This is a genomic window from Psychromicrobium xiongbiense (genome assembly GCF_030271165.1).
GTDB classification, from domain to species: Bacteria; Actinomycetota; Actinomycetes; order Actinomycetales; family Micrococcaceae; genus Renibacterium; species Renibacterium xiongbiense.
The window spans coordinates 1-16,359 of the sequence record NZ_JASSZH010000033.1 but is presented as its reverse complement, the minus strand read 5'-3'; the positions used below and the strand labels follow the sequence as shown (position 1 = coordinate 16,359).

Below are 16,359 nucleotides of genomic sequence, written 5' to 3'. Positions count from 1 at the left end.
TCCCAAAACACTTGGAAGTCCAAGTATTCCGCACTTTCGATTAAGTTGGAAGTCCCACTAAATTGGATTTTCCGGTAGATTTCTGCACAGAAGACCGCTACGCGAGGATGGGTAGATGATGGGCGTTACGGACGAGTTCCGGGCAGCACGGGATCAGCTGATCGAGCTGCGCAGCGACTACACGAGCGCGCGCGCCGAGTTCCGCTGGCCGCGTTTTGAGCATTTCAACTTCGCTCTCGACTGGTTCGACGCCCTGGCCCAGGATCCGGCCAGAGCCGAGCAGCCCGCACTGGTGATCATGGAACCGGACGGCTCCGTCCTGCGCCGCAGTTTTGCCCAGCTCAGCACGCGTTCCAGCCAGGTGGCCAACTGGCTGCGTAACCTCGGCGTCCAGCGCGGGGACAGGATCATTCTCATGCTGGGCAACCAGGTGGAGCTCTGGGAGATGATGCTGGCCGGGATGAAACTCGGCGCGGTCCTCATTCCCACCACCACGCAGATGGGCCCGGCCGATCTGGCGGACCGCGTGCGCCGAGGCGAGGCCAGCTGGGCGGTGGCAGGATCTGCCGACATCGCCAAATTCGCCCAGGTTCCCGGCGACTACCGTCTGATCGAGATCCCCACGGATGCCCCGCAGAGTCACGCCGCCAACTATCGGGACAGCGAGGATGCCTCCGCCGATTTCACTCCGGATACACCGACGCGAGGCGACGAGACGCTGTTGCTGTATTTCACCTCCGGCACCACTTCCCAGGCAAAACTGGTGGAGCACACGCACACCTCCTACCCCGTGGGGCACCTCTCCACGATGTACTGGATTGGCCTGGAACCGGGCGATGTCCACCTGAATGTGGCCTCCCCCGGCTGGGCCAAACACGCCTGGTCCAATGTGTTCACGCCCTGGATCGCGGAGGCCTGCGTCTTCATCTACAACTACCCACGCTTCGATGCCAGCGCGCTGATGGCGGCCATGGATGCCGAGGGCGTGACCAGTTTCTGCGCGCCGCCGACCGTGTGGCGACTGCTCATTCAGGCCGATCTCACCCAGCTCGCCACCCCGCCGAGCAAGGTGGTCTCCGCTGGCGAGCCGCTCAATGCCGAGGTGATCGATCAGGTGCACCGGGCCTGGGGCCAGACGATCCGGGACGGCTTCGGCCAGACCGAGTCCACGGTGCAGATCGCCAACACTCCCGGCCAGCCCGTCGTCATCGGCGCCATGGGCCGCCCGCTCCCCGGGTACGATGCCGTCCTGGTCGACCCTGCTACCGGCCAGGAGGGCGACGAGGGCGAGTTGTGCCTGCGGATCGATGACGCCAGCGGCTACGGCCGACCCGTGGGCCTGATGGCCAGATATTACGGCGATGCCGAGAAGACCGCCGAGGCCTTCCGCGACGGCTACTATCACACGGGCGATATGGCTTGCCGGGATGAGAGCGGCGTCATCACCTATGTGGGGCGCAACGATGATGTCTTCAAATCCAGCGATTACAAACTCTCACCCTTTGAGCTGGAGAGCGTCCTGCTGGAGCATCCGGCCGTGGCGGAGGCCGCCGTCGTGCCCTCTCCGGATGAACTCCGGCTCTCGGTCCCCAAGGCCTTTGTGGTACTGGCGCCGGGGCATGCGGCCAGCCCGAAAACGGCCGAGGACATTTTGCGCTACTGCCGCGAACATCTGGCACCGTTCAAGCGGATCCGCCGCCTGGAGTTCGCCGAACTGCCCAAAACCATCTCCGGCAAAATCCGCCGGGTGGAGCTGCGGCGGGCGGAAGAGGCCCGTCATGGAAAGGATGTCGGAGCCGCTGTGGAGGGCTTTGGCGTAGAGTATTCCGACACCGATTTTCCCGGTTTACGAAGCTAGTCGGCCCAGCAGCTGACCGAAGGATTGCCCGATGCCCCTGACCCGTGACCCGATTGCTGAGGCGCGCGCCAACTGGGAGCGGCAGGGTTGGTCTGAAGAAGCCGGGCCGATGGCAGCGATCACCGCGATCATGCGAACCCAGCAAATTCTGTTGCTGCGGATCGAAGGGGTGCTCAAACCGTTCGGCCTGAAGTTTGCCCGCTATGAGCTGTTGGCCCTGTTGGGATTTTCCCGTCACGGCACCCTGCCAATGAGCAAGGCCAGCGCGCTGCTCCAGGTGCATCCGACCTCGGTGACCAATGTGGTGGACCGGTTGGAGAAGGACGGCCTGGTCCGGCGGGCACCCCATCCGACCGATGGCCGGGCCACCCTGATCGAGCTGACACAGAGTGGCCGGGAGGTAGCCACACGGGCCACCGAAGCACTCAATGAGCAGATCTTCTCCCAACCGGGCTTCTCCGCTGAGGACGTACTTACGCTCACCGAGGTGCTGGGCCGCTTTCGCCGCGATGCCGGGGACTTCGATGACGAGGACCAGGCCTAGGCTTAGCGATGGCCTGTGGTGCGACGGATGAGACCCAGCCCAGGAAACGGCCCTTCACCGCCCCCGAAAGTCTGGCTCCCGCTTCTCGGTGAACGCCGTCATGCCTTCCTTCTGATCCTCGAGGGCAAAGACCGAATGGAACAGCCTGCGCTCGTAAGTCACGCCCTGCACCAGGCCCATCTCGAAGGCGGCGTTGACTGCTTCTTTGGCGATCATGGTCACCGGTTTGGACTTGCTGGCAATCACCTTGGCAACGTTCAGCGCCTCCGCCAGAAGATCCTCCGTGGGCACCACCCGGGAGACCAGGCCGATCCGCCCCGCCTCGGCCGCATCGATCATCCGTCCGGTCAGGATCAGGTCCATCGCCTTGGCTTTGCCGACGGCTCGGGTGAGCCGCTGGGACCCACCCATCCCGGGCAGAACTCCCAGGTTGATCTCGGGCTGGCCGAACTTCGCATTCTCCGCCGCCAGGATCAGATCGCACATCATGGCCAGTTCGCAGCCACCACCCAACGCGAATCCGGAGACTGCTGCCAGCGTCGGAATGCGCAGTCGGCTGAAGTCCTCCCAGCGCCGGAACCAGTCTGCGGCATACATCTCCTGATAGCCCTGCGCGGCCATCTCCTTGATATCCGCCCCCGCCGCGAAAGCCTTGGCGGAGCCGGTCAGCACCAGGCATCCCACGCCCGGATCGGCATCGAGCACCACTGCCGCGCTCACCAATTCATCCATCAGCGCCTGATTCAGCGCGTTGAGCGCGCGGGGGCGGTTGAACGTCAGCACCGCCACCCGGCCGTGCCGCTCCACCAGGACGAGAGGTTCTTCGGTCACAGGGCGCTCCTTGAGTGATCTCTGATCTGGGTGATGATGCCGGAAAAGTCTCGCCCAGCGCCACCCTCCTCGGCAAACCGCTGGTAGATCTGTGCCGCGAGCGGGCCGAGCTCCGCAGCCACCCCGGTTCCCTGCAAGGCATTCAGGGCCAGGCCGAGGTCCTTGGCCATCAGGGCACCGGCGAACCCCGGCTGATAGTCGCGGTTCGCCGGGCTGGCGGGCACCGGTCCGGGCACCGGACAGTTGGTGGTCACGGCCCAGCACTGTCCGGACGCCGTGGAGATGACATCGAAGAGTGCCTGATGGCCCAGACCGAGTTTCTCACCCAGCACAAACGCCTCGGCAGCGCCGATCATCGAGATCCCCAGCAGCATGTTGTTGCAGATCTTGGCCGCCTGGCCAGCCCCGTTTCCACCACAGTGCACCACCCGCTTGCCCATCACCTCCAGGAGCGGGAGGACGGCATCGAACTCCGGGGCAGAGGCGCCGACCATGAAGGTCAGCGTGCCCGCCTGGGCGCCGACGACGCCGCCGGAGACCGGGGCGTCCGCTGCCCGGTGGCCGGCCGCCACCGCCAGTTCAGCAGCCTCACGGGCCTCATCGACATTGATCGTGGAACAGTCCAGGAACAGCGAATCCGCCGGGGCCGCCTCCAGCAGACCGCCCCTATAGGCATCCAGCAGATGCCGCCCGCTCGGGAACATGGTCAGCACCACTTCGGCCCCCGCCGCACAGGCCTGGGTGCTCTCCGCCGTCGGAATACCCTCCGTCCGAGCAGCCTCCAACGCCGCGGGAACCACATCAAAACCAAGCACCTCGTGCCCGGCCCGCACCAGATTGACCGCCATCGGCAGGCCCATATGCCCCAGTCCCAGGAACGCTACTTTCATTGCCCCGCACCTCCCGTGAAGAGAACTTCACCAAAATAACTCTCGACCGTCTCCGCAGAAACCTCCGCCAGCGTGGCAGGGCTCCAGCGCGGAGTGCGATCCTTGTCCACCACCTGCGCCCGAATACCCTCGCGCATATCCGGCGCGGCCGCCATCCGGACGCCCACCCGGTACTCCTGATCCAACGCTTCCTCCAGAGTGGCCAGCCCGGCAGCCCGGCGCACCGAGGCGAGCGTGACCTTGACCGCGGTGGGCGATTTCGACTCGATCAGCTCCGCCCAGTCACGGGCCTGCTCGCCCCCTTCCTGCGAGGTGCGCAGCGCCGCCACAATCTGTTCGGCTTCCGGCCAGGCATAGGCTTCATCGATCCACGGCTGCGCGGCGGCCAGAGCGGACACCGGGGCAGGCTGGGCAAACCGGCGCACGATGCCGCGCACTACCTCCAGCTCCGAGGCTCCGGTGGCCCCGTGCCCGGCTGGCAGACCCCCGGCTGGCAGACCCGGCGGCGCGTCCTCAGCAGCCAGTGCTTCAGCCAGTGCAAGCAGACTCTCCGAAGGCACCAGATAATCGGCCAGCCCGAGGTAGAGGGCATCTGCCGCGAACAGGTGCGCCCCGGTCAGCGCTGCATGCACGCCGCTCTGCCCCGGTGCTCGGGAGAGCAGATAGGTACCACCCACATCCGGCACAAAGCCAATCGTCGTCTCCGGCATCCCGCACCGGGTCCGCTCGGTCACGATGCGCACGCTGCCGTGGGCGGTAATACCGATCCCGCCGCCGAGCACCAGCCCATCCATGAAGGCGATATAGGGCTTGGGGTAGTTCTTGATCAGCGCATTGAGCGTGTACTCGGTGCGCCAGAATCTGGCTGTTTCCTCCCCAGCCTCGGCCGTACCGCTGGAGATGTCCCGGTAGATCGCCACGATGTCCCCGCCCGCACACAATCCCCGCTCACCGGCACCCTGGACCAGCACCCGGCGGACCGTGTCGTCCGTAGCCCAGGCACGCAGCTGAGCGAGCATCGCCGTGACCATACCTTCGGTGAGGGCATTGACGGCCCGAGGCCGGTCCAGCGTCACGACGCCGAGCGGGCCGCGCTGGCTGAAGTGGATCTCGGGATCGGCGTTCATCAGGCCCCCTGCGGCATCACGAAGTGGCTGTGCCCCGCACCTTCCCGGATGCCGGAGGGCCATCGGGAGGTCACGGTTTTGGTCTTGGTGTAGAACCGGAACGCATCCGCTCCGTGCTGGTTGAGGTCGCCGAAGCCGGAGGCCTTCCAGCCGCCGAAGGTGTAGTAGGCAATCGGCACCGGAATCGGCACGTTGATGCCCACCATCCCGACGTCAACCCGGTGGGAGAAATCGCGGGCGGTGTCGCCATCGCGGGTGAAGATCGCCACGCCGTTGCCGAATTCGTGCTCGCTGGGCAGCCGCAGCGCTTCCTCGTAATCAGCGGCTCGGATCACGCAGAGCACCGGGCCAAAAATTTCCTCACGGTAGATCCGCATCTCCGGCCTGACCTGATCGAAGAGCGTCGGCCCGACCCAGAAGCCGCCCTCAAAGCCCGGAACCGTGAACCCGCGCCCATCCACCAGCAGCTCGGCTCCTTCATCCACCCCCAGCTGAATGTAGTCCTCAATCCGTTGTTGGGCCGAAGCGGCCACCACGGGGCCGAAGTCCGAATCCGGGTCCAGGCTGGTGCCCACCCGCAGAGCCGCGATCCGCTCGCGCAGGATGGCGACCAGCGCCTCGGCCGTCTCCTCGCCCACCGGCACGGCCACCGAGATCGCCATGCAGCGCTCCCCTGCGGACCCGTAGGCCGAGCCGATCAGGGCGTCGGCCGCCTGGTCCAGGTCGGCATCGGGCATCACGATCATGTGGTTCTTCGCGCCACCGAAGCATTGCGCTCGCTTGCCGTGCGCCGCGGCTGTTGCGTAGATGGACTGCGCGATCGGGGTGGAGCCCACAAAGCCCACCGCCTTGATCCGCGGGTCGTCCAGCAGCGCATCCACTGCCTCCTTGTCCCCGTTGACCACGCTGAAGACACCATCGGGCAGACCCGCCTCGGTGAACAGCTCCGCCAGCCGGAGCGGCACCGAGGGATCACGCTCCGAGGGCTTGAGGATGAAGGCATTGCCTGCCGCGAGCGCCGGGCCCGCCTTCCACAACGGGATCATGGCCGGGAAGTTGAACGGCGTGATCCCCGCAACCACACCGAGCGGCTGGCGCAGCGAGTGAACGTCGATGCCGGCCCCCACGCTGTCGGAGAACTCGCCTTTGAGCAGATGCGGGGCGGCTGCGCAGAACTCGACCACCTCGATGCCGCGCTGAATATCGCCCTTCGCGTCCGGGAAGGTTTTGCCGTGTTCGCTGGAGAGCAGGGTGGCCAGTTCATCGAGATGGGCGTTCACCAGATCCACAAATCTGAGCAGGATGCGTGCCCGACGCTGCGGGTTGGTGGCACCCCATTCCCGCTGGGCGGCCTCGGCACGGTCGATGGCGGCGCTCACCTCCGCGGTCGCGGCCAGCGGCACCCGCGCCTGCACCTCGCCCGTACAGGGGTTGAAAACCTCGCCCCAGCGCCCGGATTCCCCCGGGACCGGTCTGCCGCCGAAGTAATGAGTCAGTTCACGCACCATGTGCTGGATCTCCTTGCGAGTGGGCATCATTGCCGGGCCGCATCGACACTGCGGACTCTACGGAAAAATATACTCGGACTTCCAACTAATATCACCCCGCGAGCAACACTCCTGGGGTGCCCGCCGACCCACCCGCCGTCAGATGATGCGGGTTAGCGCGTGGCTAAGTCACCATATCTGACGGCGCGTGGATGGCCGCCTGGTGGGCGACTCGGCTAGCCAGCGATTTTCTTAGCCAGAGATTGTATAGTCCAGCAGCAGATAGCCCTTCGGCGAGGTTGCGGTGCTGACCGCTTCGAGCCGAATCTCCGGCACGCCTTCCAGCAGACGCCGTCCATCGCCCACGATCACCGGCGCGACCACCAGCCTGAGTTCGTCGACAAGGCCCGCTGCCAGCAGCGCCTGAGCCACCGAAATGCTGGCATGCACGCCGATGTCGGCACCGGGCTGCTCCTTGAGCATCCGTACGTAGTCGACCAGCTCGCCCTCGACCGCGACGGCATGGGCCCAGTCCCGGTCAAGTGGCGTAGAGGTGACCACGTGCTTGGCAACCCCGTTGATGAAGGTAGCAAAGGGTTCGATCTCGCTGCCCGGCCAGAAATTGGCCCATTCCTCGTAACTGCGTCTGCCGAGAATCACGGCGTCCTGCCCGGCGATGACCGCACCAAGGTTGGCGTCCATCGCCTCATCCCAGTCGGCGAAGAACTCATCCGGACTCTCTGCGACCCCATCCAGAGAGACCAGCTCGTACACCACGACTTTACGCATGATCGACGCCTTCCCAGACCCTAGAACTGTGTGCCGGTGAGCCTTTCGAAGGCCTCGACATAGCGCTGACGAGTACGCTCAACGACGTCCGCTGGCAGGGCGGGCGGCTCAGCGCCCCCGGAGCGATCCCAGCCCGATGCCGGGGAGACCAGCCAGTCGCGAACGTACTGTTTGTCAAAACTCGCCTGGGCCTGGCCGGGCTGCCACAGAGTGGCATCCCAGAAGCGGGAGGAATCCGGGGTCAGCACCTCGTCTCCCAGGGTCAGCACGCCGTCGGCATCAAGGCCGAATTCCACCTTGGTGTCCGCCAGGATGATGCCGCGTTCCCGGGCGATCTCCTCCGCCTGCGAGTACACCCGCAGAGTGGTGTCGCGCAGCGCCTCAGCGGTCTCCGGGCCCACCCGCTCCACCACGGCGGCGAAGTCGATGTTCTCGTCGTGTTCGCCTACCGCGGCCTTGGCAGAGGGCGTGAAAATCGGCGCCTCGAGCCGCGAGCCATCCACCAGGCCGGCCGGTAGCGGGAGACCGCAGACGGTCTGAGACTTCCGGTATTCGACCAGACCGGAGCCGGTGAGATAACCACGGGCAATGCACTCGATCGGGTACATCTGCAGGTTCTTGCAGACCATGGCCCGGCCCGCCACCTGCGCGGGAACGCCCTGAGCCTCGGTAGTACCCAGCACATGGTGCGGCACCTGAAGCTGGCCGAACCACCACAGGCTCAGCTGAGTGAGAATGGCTCCCTTGTCCGGGATTTCAGTGCTCAGCACATGGTCATAAGCGCTGAGCCGGTCGCTCGCCACCACCAGAACGCGGTCCGGGACCTCCTGTGCATCAACAGACTGGGCCGCGGGTGAGGCCACGTCGACCGGGTCTCCGGAACGGGCCTGCGAGCCGAGGGGGTCGATGGGGACATAGAGGTCCCGTACCTTGCCCGAATAGACGTGGCGCCAGCCCGGCAGCTCAGGCGCGGCGGGAATCCCGCTGCTCATGCCTGATCCCCCACAGCACCAGCTGCATGGCGTGGAACCCGCTGTTCCGGCAGAGTGACCTGACTCCGCGCAGCCTTCGCCGCAATATCGTTGCGATACTGGCCGCCATCGAGCTCAATTTTGGCCAGTCCGTCATAGGCCCGCTCCCGGGCGTCCACCAGATCTTCACCCAGCCCGACCACGGCCAGCACCCGGCCGCCCGCAGAGACCAGCTTTCCGGCCTCGTCCAGGGCTGTTCCCGCGTGAAGCACGTGCACGCCGGGGACGGCATTGGCCTTTTTGATCCCGCGGATCCGATCACCCGTGCGCGGTGTCGCCGGGTAGTCATGAGCCGCCAGCACCACTGCGACAGCGCTCTCCGGCGCCCAGCGCAAGGGATCGGCATCGGCCAGTTTGCCCTTGGCAGCAGCCAGCAGCAAGGCGCCGAAGGGGCTGCGCAGACGCGCCAGTACCGCCTGCGTCTCCGGGTCGCCAAAGCGGACGTTGAACTCGATGACGCGCAGACCGCGGGAGGTCAGGGCGAGCCCGCAGTAGAGCACCCCCACAAAAGGAGTGCCGCGGCGGGCCATCTCGTCCACCGTCGGCTGGGCCACCCGCGCCACGACATCCTCCACCAGTCCCTCGGGAACCCAGTCCAGCGGGGAGTAAGCGCCCATGCCACCGGTGTTCGGGCCCTCATCCAGATCGAAGATGCGCTTGAAATCCTGTGCCGGAGCCAACGGAACCACCGTATGGCCGTCGCAGAGCACAAAGAGGGAGACCTCGGGTCCGTCCAGGAATTCCTCGATCACCACCTCGCCACCGGCATCGAAGCAGCTCTGCGCATGAGCCAGCGCCTCAGCACGATCGTTGGTCACCACGACGCCCTTGCCCGCAGCCAGACCGTCATCCTTCACCACATACGGTGCACCGAAGACATCCAGTGCCTCTGCAGCCTCTTCGGTGTTGCTGGCCACCCGGGCCATCGCGGTGGGGACGCCTGCCTCCGCCATGACCTGCTTGGCGAAGGCCTTCGACCCCTCCAGAGTCGCAGCGGCCTGGCTGGGGCCGAAGACGGGGTAGCCCGCCTCGCGGACGGCATCGGACACTCCCGCCACAAGCGGCGCCTCGGGCCCAATCACCACCAGATCGGGGTCCAGGGTGCGGACCAGAGCAGTCACCGCGAGCGGATCCGAGGCGTCCACCTGGTGGGTGGGTACCAGGGCAGCGATGCCGGCGTTCCCGGGGGCTGCGTGCACCTCACGCACGCCGGGATCGCTGAGCAGAGCGCGGACGATGGCGTGTTCGCGGCCGCCAGGGCCAACAACAAGAACTTTCACGCCCCAAGACTACCGAGCGGAGCATCGCCGTGGCGAGAACCCCTTTTTGCGAATCGCGAATCGAGCCAGCCCGGGAACCGACGCCTGGACACCCCGCACGCCGTGGCATGGCGGCGGCATCGTCAGCGATACTTGAACTGTGCCCTCCACTCTCCCGGACCAGCAGTCCACACTGACTTCACCCACCAGCACCACCGCGGGAGCCTGCGCATGAGCCGCCTGGAGACCTTCCGCAGCCAGGACGCGGTGGAGCTGGCAGTGGTGGAACGCAGCCAGTTCATCGAATCCCGCCATCTGGGCTCCGCCGTTCTCACCGCAGCGGACGGCTCCGTGGTACTCAGCGTGGGCGATCCGAGTGCGCCCATCTATGCGCGGTCCACCCTCAAGCCCTTCCAGGCCCTGGCGTCCATGCAGGCAGGCGTCCCGCTGCGCGGTGCTCAGGCAGCCATCGCCAGCGGAAGCCACTGCGCCTCCCTGGAGCATCTGGATCTGGTGCGGCGCATGCTTCAGGCCGGCGGAGTCAGCGAAGAACAGCTACTCTGCCCGCCCGCTTGGCCCCAGGACACCGAGGCGTACCAGTGGATGCTGCGGACGGACCGCTCCAAGACGCCGCTCGCCATGAACTGTTCCGGTAAACACGCGGCCTTCCTCTGGGCCTGCACCGAGAACGGCTGGGATACCGCCAGTTACCTCAATCCCGTGCACCCGCTTCAGCAGCTGGTGCTGGCCGCCATCGAGGATTATGCGGATGAGGCGCCCGCCCATATGGGCACCGATGGCTGTGGCGCGCCGGTGGCCGCCATCTCGCTCACCGGTCTGGCCCGCGCGTACGGCAAGCTAGGCCGGGCACCGGGAGACAAGAACGCCAATGCCCGTGCGGCGACGATTGCCACGGCCATGCTCGACTACCCCTGGGCGGTGGAGGGCCGGGGCCGACCCAATACGGTCGTCATGGAGCGCCTGGGCATCCTGGCCAAACTGGGGGCCGAGGGTGTACTGGCCCTGGCGACGGACACCGGGGTGGGAGTGGCCGTCAAGGTGCTCGATGGCAACGGGCGCGCGGCCAGCCTGGTCGGCCTGATGCTGTTGGCGGCCTCCGGCGCGGTCCCGGCAGAGAAGATTGCCGCCGTCCTGCCGGACATCGTGGAACCGGTGCTCGGCGGCGGCCGACCGGTCGGCCAGTTGCGGCTCGGCGCACCGGTTTCTGCCCTGCTGGATGGCTGAGCTGAATGCCTGAAATGAACACCCATGGTCGCGCGACGACGCATAGATGAGACCGCCGGGCGGCAGGCGGTGGAACGCTGGCGCAGTGATCCTGCGGGCCTGGACCGGGCGAGCCTGGCCACGGCCGTCCGCTTTGCCCTCGAGGAGGTCGCCGCCCGCGCACCGGGTAATTCGGTGGAGGTGCGGGTGCCGCCGTTCGGAGTGACCCAGTGCATCCCTGGCCCCCGGCATACCCGCGGCACCCCACCCAATGTGGTGGAGACCGATGCCGCCACCTGGCTGGCGCTGGTCACCGGCCGCTTGCGCTGGGCCGACGCCATCGTCGGCGGAACGGTGTCCGCCTCCGGAACCCGAACAGACCTGGCGGAGCTGCTGCCGCTCTGGGACTGAGCCGGGAATTGATCGGGGCACCCCGGAACACCAGTACCCTTGAAGATATGTCTGAACCGCAGGAACCCCGCGAAATCACCGTGCGTCGAGCCCCCAAATACGTCCCTTTTCTGGTCGCCGGTGGCCTGCTCGGTGTGATCGTCGCAGGCATCCTGACCCTGAGCTCCTCGGACGCTGTCTATAGCTCCGGCACGGTCTTCGGCTTTCTGGTAGTCCTGACGGTGGCCGCTGGGGCGGCTCTGGGCGGCATTGTGGCGCTGGTGATCGACTGGATCGGCCGACGACGCAGCACCCGCGTCCGGATCGAAGCCCTGGACAGTGAGACCATGGACAAGGAGACAGGTGCCGTAGACATACCCACACCCACCGCCACAAACCAGTCCCCGCTGCCCGGAGTCTCCCGGCCGGATGTGCCGTAGAATATGGTGGTGGCACGCGGCGACGGCAAACTTTCCCACGATCTCAACCCCGGCGAAAAAGGCCCCCAGGACGCTTGTGGCGTCTTCGGAGTCTGGGCTCCCGGCGAAGAAGTGGCCAAACTCACCTACTACGGACTCTATGCGCTGCAACATCGCGGCCAGGAGTCGGCGGGCATTGCCACCAGCGATGGTGAGCGGATCAATGTCTATAAGGACATGGGGCTGGTCTCCCAGGTCTTCGACGAGTCAACGCTCAACACGCTCACCGGGCATATTGCCGTGGGTCACTGCCGCTACTCCACCACGGGCTCTTCCACCTGGGCCAATGCCCAGCCCACGCTCGGTGCCACCCAGACCGGAACCGTCGCCCTGGCGCACAATGGCAATCTGACCAATACCGCGGAACTCTACGAGCTGGTCCTGGACCGTTACGGTGAGCCCCGCAGCGGTGAGATGGCGCAGGGCAATACCTCAGACACTGCGCTGGTCACGACGCTGCTGCAGGGCCGCGGCACGGAAACCCTTGAAGAGACTGCCATGGAGGTCCTGCCGCTGATCCAGGGCGCCTTCTGCTTCGTCTTCATGGAGGAGGGCACGCTCTACGCCGCCCGGGACCCTCACGGCGTCCGCCCACTTGTGCTCGGCCGCCTGGACCGGGGCTGGGTCGTGGCCTCAGAATCCGCAGCCCTGGCTACCGTCGGTGCCAGCTTCATCCGGGAGATCGAGCCGGGCGAGTTCATCGCGATCGATGAGGCCGGGGTCCGTACCCAGCGTTTCGCGCCCGCCACACCGGCCGGCTGCGTTTTCGAATATGTCTACCTGGCCCGGCCTGACGCCACGATCGCGGGGCGCTCGGTTTACGAATCCCGTGTGGAGATGGGCCGCCAGCTGGCCCGGGAAAACCAGTTCGATGCCGATATCGTGATTCCGGTCCCGGAATCCGGAACGCCGGCCGCCGTCGGCTATGCGGAAGAGTCCGGCATCCCCTTCGCCCACGGCTTCGTCAAGAACGCCTATGTGGGCCGGACCTTCATCCAGCCCTCCGAGACGCTGCGCCAGCTCGGCATCCGGCTCAAGCTCAATGCACTCGAATCGGTGATCCGCGGCAAGCGGCTCGTCGTGGTGGACGATTCGATCGTCCGCGGGAACACCCAGCGCGCCGTGGTGCGGATGCTCCGGGAGGCCGGTGCCGCTGAGGTCCACGTGAAAATCTCCTCACCGCCGGTGCGCTGGCCCTGCTTCTACGGCATCGACTTCGCCTCCCGGGCGGAGCTGATCGCCAACGGCGCAGCCATTGAAGAGATCGCCAAGTCCATTGGCGCCGATTCCCTGGCCTACATCTCCGAAGACGGCATGATCGAGGCCACGCAGCAGCCCCGCAAGCGGCTGTGTACCGCCTGCTTCACGGGTGTGTATCCCATCGAGCTTCCGGCTGCGGACCGCCTGGGGAAAAATCTGCTGGAACGCCCCACGCTTCCCGGCCTGGACCTCGTTGAGGTGAACGGCTCGCACCCCGGGGCCAACGGCTGCGATCCCGGCCCGGGCGCTGAACTGGAAAAGCTGCTCGACGACTCGACCAAGAAAGAGGCAGTATGACCGAGGCGATCACCTATGCCAGTGCCGGAGTCGATGTGGAGGCCGGCGACAAAGCCGTCGAGCTGATGAAGGATGCCGTGAAGGCCACCCACAACGCCTCGGTTCTGGGCGGCGTCGGTGGCTTTGCCGGGCTCTTCGATGTCTCCCGGCTGCTGAGCTACCAGAAGCCGCTGCTGGCAACCTCCACGGACGGCGTCGGCACCAAGGTCGCCATCGCCCAGGCCATGGACATCCATGACACCATTGGGTTCGATCTGGTCGGCATGGTCGTCGACGATATCGTCGTGGTGGGCGCAGAACCGCTGTACATGACCGACTATATCGCCTGCGGCAAGGTGGTCCCGGAGCGCATCGCTGACATTGTCCGCGGTATTGCTGCGGCCTGTTCTGCCGCCGGAACGGCGCTGATCGGCGGGGAGACCGCAGAGCACCCCGGGCTGCTGGCCGCAGGTGAGTACGATGTCGCCGGTGCCGCCACCGGCGTGGTGGAGGCCAGCAAGCTGCTGGGCCCCGAGCGCGTCCGTGAGGGCGATGTGGTGATCGCCATGGCCTCCTCCGGCCTGCACTCCAACGGCTATTCGCTGGTGCGCCGTGTGATCAACCGTGCGGGCTGGGCCCTGGACCGCCAGGTCTCCGAGCTGGGCCGGACCCTGGGCGAGGAACTGCTGGAACCCACCCGCGTCTACGCGGCGGATTGCCTGGATCTGGCCCGGACCTTTGACGTCGATGCCGAACTGGCCGTCCACGGCTTCAGTCACGTCACCGGCGGCGGGCTGGCGGCCAATCTGGCGCGCGTTCTGCCGCAGGGCCTGGTGGCCACGGTGGACCGCTCCACCTGGGAACTGCCGCCCGTGTTCAAGCTGGTCAGCGAGCTGGGCCAGGTGCCGCTCGCGGACCTGGAGCGCACGCTCAACGTCGGGGTGGGCATGGTGGCGATTGTCAGTGCCCCCGCGGCCGATGCCGTCATCAACCACCTGGCCGACCGCGGCCTGCCCGCCTGGGTGATGGGCACGGTGGCCCGGGCGAGCGCTGGCGATGGCCCCACCGACGGGCCGGACTACATTCAGGGCGCCAAGGGCGTGGACGGCGGCGCTGTGCGCCTCGTGGGTCGCTACAGCTAAGAACATCCAGTACGACTGGGGGAGGCGCAGCTGCGAGCTGCGCCTCCCCCCAGTCGTACTGCCTTCGGTCGTACTGCCTTCAATCGTCCAGCCTTCAGTCGTCCAGCTCGTCCGTCTCGATGACCAGAGGGTTGAGTACCCGGTGCAGGAAGGACTGGGTGCGTTCTTCCTGAGGGTTTCCGACGACGTCCCGCGCGGGCCCCTGCTCCACGATGTACCCACCGTCCATGAAAATCACCCGGTCGGCGACCTCACGGGCAAAGGACATCTCGTGGGTGACAATGAGCATGGTCATGCCCTCGGCGGCGAGTGACTTCATCACCGCGAGCACTTCGCCCACCAGTTCCGGGTCCAGGGCTGAGGTTGGCTCGTCGAAGAGCATCAGATCCGGGGACATTGACAGGGACCTGGCGATGGCGACCCGCTGCTGCTGCCCGCCGGAGAGCTGGGCGGGGAAGGCGTCGGCCTTATGGCTCATGCCCACACGTGCCAGGTTCTCCCGAGCTACCGCAACGGCCTCATCCTTGGATCGTTTGAGGACGGTACGCTGCCCGACGGTGAGGTTCTGCAGCACGGTCAGGTGCGGGAAGAGATTGAAGGACTGGAAGACCATGCCGATGCGACGACGCACCACATCGATGTCCACCTCGGGATCAGTGATCTCATCCGATCCGATGAACACCTGCCCGGTGGTCGGGACCTCCAGCAGATTGACGCATCTGAGCAGGGTCGACTTACCGGATCCCGAGGGCCCGATGATGCAGACCACCTCACCCGGCGCGACGTCTACGCTGATGTCCTTGAGTACCTCGTTCTGACCGAAACTTTTACTCAGGTTTCGCACCGAAATGGCGCTCCCGGTCGGTGTGTGGACTGTGGAGGGAAGAGTCTCGGTCATCTTAACGGGCCTTTGCGAAGCGGCGCTCAAGCAGGCGCACGAGCTGGGAGAGCGGAAGCGTGATGGCGAGGTAGCAGCAGGCGCCGATGATCAGCGGTGTCGGGTTGACGGTGCGGTTGAGGAAGTCCTGGGCGAACTTGGTGAGCTCGTACTGCTGGGCCGTGACGCCGACGACGTAGACCAGGGATGAGTCTTTGACCAGCAGGATCAGCTCATTGGTCAGCGGTGGGATGACAATGCGGAAGGCCTGCGGGATGACAATCGTCATCATGGTCCGGGAATAGGTCATGCCCATCGACCGGGCGGCTTCCATCTGCCCCTTGGGGACCGCCTGAATGCCGGCCCGGAACGTTTCGGACATATACGCGGCCGCGGTCACTCCGAGGCCCACCATGACCATGCCGTAGGTTTCCCCCGGAAACACCGTCCCGGGATAGGCCGCGGGGATGCCGTAGGCAACCATGAACAGGACCACCAGAGCAGGGACGCCGCGGAAGAACTCCACATAGGCCGTGGCAATCCAGCGGTAGGGGCGCACCGAACTCAGTCGCATCAACGCGACCACCAGACCCAGCACAAAGGCGAAGACGAACGCCAGCGCCGTGTAGATGAGCGTGTTGACCAGGCCGATCGTCACCACGCGCGGCCACATCCGGTCCAGGATGTCGCTGCGCAGGAACGAGGCGCTGACCGTCGGCCAGTCGGTCCGGACGACGAGGAAGATCACCACGGCGATGCCAATAAGGTATTGGATGCCGCGTACAGCCCGGGTTTTCTGCCTGCGCGTCAACCGCGGTGTGGGGACGTCAGCGGTGCTCGTATGGGTCATGGAATTCTTCCGGCTCTTCGGATGTAGCTGGTCCCTGAGGTGCGG

The 16,359-nt window shown here is 66.0% G+C and carries 16 protein-coding genes; 7 read left to right on the top strand and 9 right to left on the bottom strand.

Annotation, left to right across the window (positions count from 1 at the left end):
* Positions 1 to 118: 118 nt before the first annotated feature.
* Together QQM37_RS11810 and QQM37_RS11805 are read left to right on the top strand one after the other, a co-directional pair.
* Entirely contained in the window at positions 119 to 1,858 is a 1,740-nt protein-coding gene (locus QQM37_RS11810) for an AMP-binding protein (RefSeq protein ID WP_285727757.1), read from the top strand.
* A 31-nt stretch (positions 1,859 to 1,889) separates the two neighbouring features.
* On the top strand, positions 1,890 to 2,402 hold the full coding sequence (locus QQM37_RS11805; protein ID WP_285727727.1) for a MarR family winged helix-turn-helix transcriptional regulator: 513 nt from the start codon (positions 1,890 to 1,892) through the stop codon (positions 2,400 to 2,402).
* Between the two features lie 54 nt (positions 2,403 to 2,456).
* On the opposite strand, the gene QQM37_RS11800 is transcribed toward QQM37_RS11805, so the two are convergent.
* The 7 genes from QQM37_RS11800 to purD form a co-directional block, all read right to left on the bottom strand.
* On the bottom strand, positions 2,457 to 3,233 hold the full coding sequence (locus QQM37_RS11800) for an enoyl-CoA hydratase (protein WP_285727725.1): 777 nt from the start codon (positions 3,231 to 3,233) through the stop codon (positions 2,457 to 2,459).
* Positions 3,230 to 4,123 carry a 3-hydroxyisobutyrate dehydrogenase gene (gene mmsB / locus QQM37_RS11795; RefSeq protein WP_285727723.1) on the bottom strand — a complete coding sequence of 298 codons (894 nt, stop codon included), beginning with the start codon at positions 4,121 to 4,123 and terminating at the stop codon, positions 3,230 to 3,232. The genes QQM37_RS11800 and mmsB overlap by 4 nt, the downstream gene beginning before the upstream one ends.
* Complete coding sequence (locus QQM37_RS11790) at positions 4,120 to 5,250, bottom strand: enoyl-CoA hydratase/isomerase family protein (RefSeq protein WP_285727721.1); 1,131 nt, start codon at positions 5,248 to 5,250, stop codon at positions 4,120 to 4,122. The genes mmsB and QQM37_RS11790 overlap by 4 nt, the downstream gene beginning before the upstream one ends.
* The gene (locus tag QQM37_RS11785) at positions 5,250 to 6,758 is read right to left on the bottom strand and encodes a CoA-acylating methylmalonate-semialdehyde dehydrogenase (protein ID WP_285727719.1); all 1,509 of its coding nucleotides are present in this window, start codon (positions 6,756 to 6,758) and stop codon (positions 5,250 to 5,252) included. The genes QQM37_RS11790 and QQM37_RS11785 overlap by 1 nt, the downstream gene beginning before the upstream one ends.
* A 231-nt stretch (positions 6,759 to 6,989) precedes the next feature.
* Positions 6,990 to 7,526 (bottom strand): dihydrofolate reductase family protein, encoded by a 537-nt coding sequence (locus QQM37_RS11780; RefSeq protein WP_285727717.1) that lies wholly within the window; start codon positions 7,524 to 7,526, stop codon positions 6,990 to 6,992.
* Positions 7,527 to 7,546: 20 nt separating this feature from the next.
* On the bottom strand, positions 7,547 to 8,518 hold the full coding sequence (locus tag QQM37_RS11775) for a phosphoribosylaminoimidazolesuccinocarboxamide synthase (protein WP_285727714.1): 972 nt from the start codon (positions 8,516 to 8,518) through the stop codon (positions 7,547 to 7,549).
* Positions 8,515 to 9,837 (bottom strand): phosphoribosylamine--glycine ligase, encoded by a 1,323-nt coding sequence (purD, locus tag QQM37_RS11770; protein ID WP_285727712.1) that lies wholly within the window; start codon positions 9,835 to 9,837, stop codon positions 8,515 to 8,517. The genes QQM37_RS11775 and purD overlap by 4 nt, the downstream gene beginning before the upstream one ends.
* A 210-nt stretch (positions 9,838 to 10,047) precedes the next feature.
* Between purD and QQM37_RS11765 the strand changes: the two genes are divergently transcribed.
* Genes QQM37_RS11765 through purM form a run of 5 tightly spaced genes read left to right on the top strand, consistent with a single transcriptional unit; the run spans position 10,048 to position 14,587 of the window.
* The gene (locus QQM37_RS11765; protein WP_285727711.1) at positions 10,048 to 11,061 is read left to right on the top strand and encodes an asparaginase; all 1,014 of its coding nucleotides are present in this window, start codon (positions 10,048 to 10,050) and stop codon (positions 11,059 to 11,061) included.
* Between the two features lie 24 nt (positions 11,062 to 11,085).
* Positions 11,086 to 11,451 carry a sterol carrier family protein gene (locus tag QQM37_RS11760; protein WP_285727709.1) on the top strand — a complete coding sequence of 122 codons (366 nt, stop codon included), beginning with the start codon at positions 11,086 to 11,088 and terminating at the stop codon, positions 11,449 to 11,451.
* A 47-nt stretch (positions 11,452 to 11,498) separates the two neighbouring features.
* Positions 11,499 to 11,870 carry a hypothetical protein gene (locus tag QQM37_RS11755; protein WP_285727707.1) on the top strand — a complete coding sequence of 124 codons (372 nt, stop codon included), beginning with the start codon at positions 11,499 to 11,501 and terminating at the stop codon, positions 11,868 to 11,870.
* A 9-nt stretch (positions 11,871 to 11,879) separates the two neighbouring features.
* Entirely contained in the window at positions 11,880 to 13,466 is a 1,587-nt protein-coding gene (purF, locus tag QQM37_RS11750) for an amidophosphoribosyltransferase (RefSeq protein WP_285727705.1), read from the top strand.
* Entirely contained in the window at positions 13,463 to 14,587 is a 1,125-nt protein-coding gene (gene purM / locus QQM37_RS11745) for a phosphoribosylformylglycinamidine cyclo-ligase (protein ID WP_285727703.1), read from the top strand. Before purF ends, purM begins: the two co-directional genes overlap by 4 nt.
* Positions 14,588 to 14,681: 94 nt before the next feature.
* Here the strand turns inward: purM and QQM37_RS11740 are convergent, their stop codons facing one another.
* Positions 14,682 to 15,485, bottom strand: a complete 804-nt coding sequence (locus QQM37_RS11740; RefSeq protein ID WP_285727701.1) for an amino acid ABC transporter ATP-binding protein — start codon at positions 15,483 to 15,485, stop codon at positions 14,682 to 14,684.
* Between the two features lies 1 nt (position 15,486).
* Positions 15,487 to 16,359 (bottom strand): amino acid ABC transporter permease (locus QQM37_RS11735; RefSeq protein ID WP_337250248.1); only part of this gene is annotated, 873 nt, incomplete at its 5' end.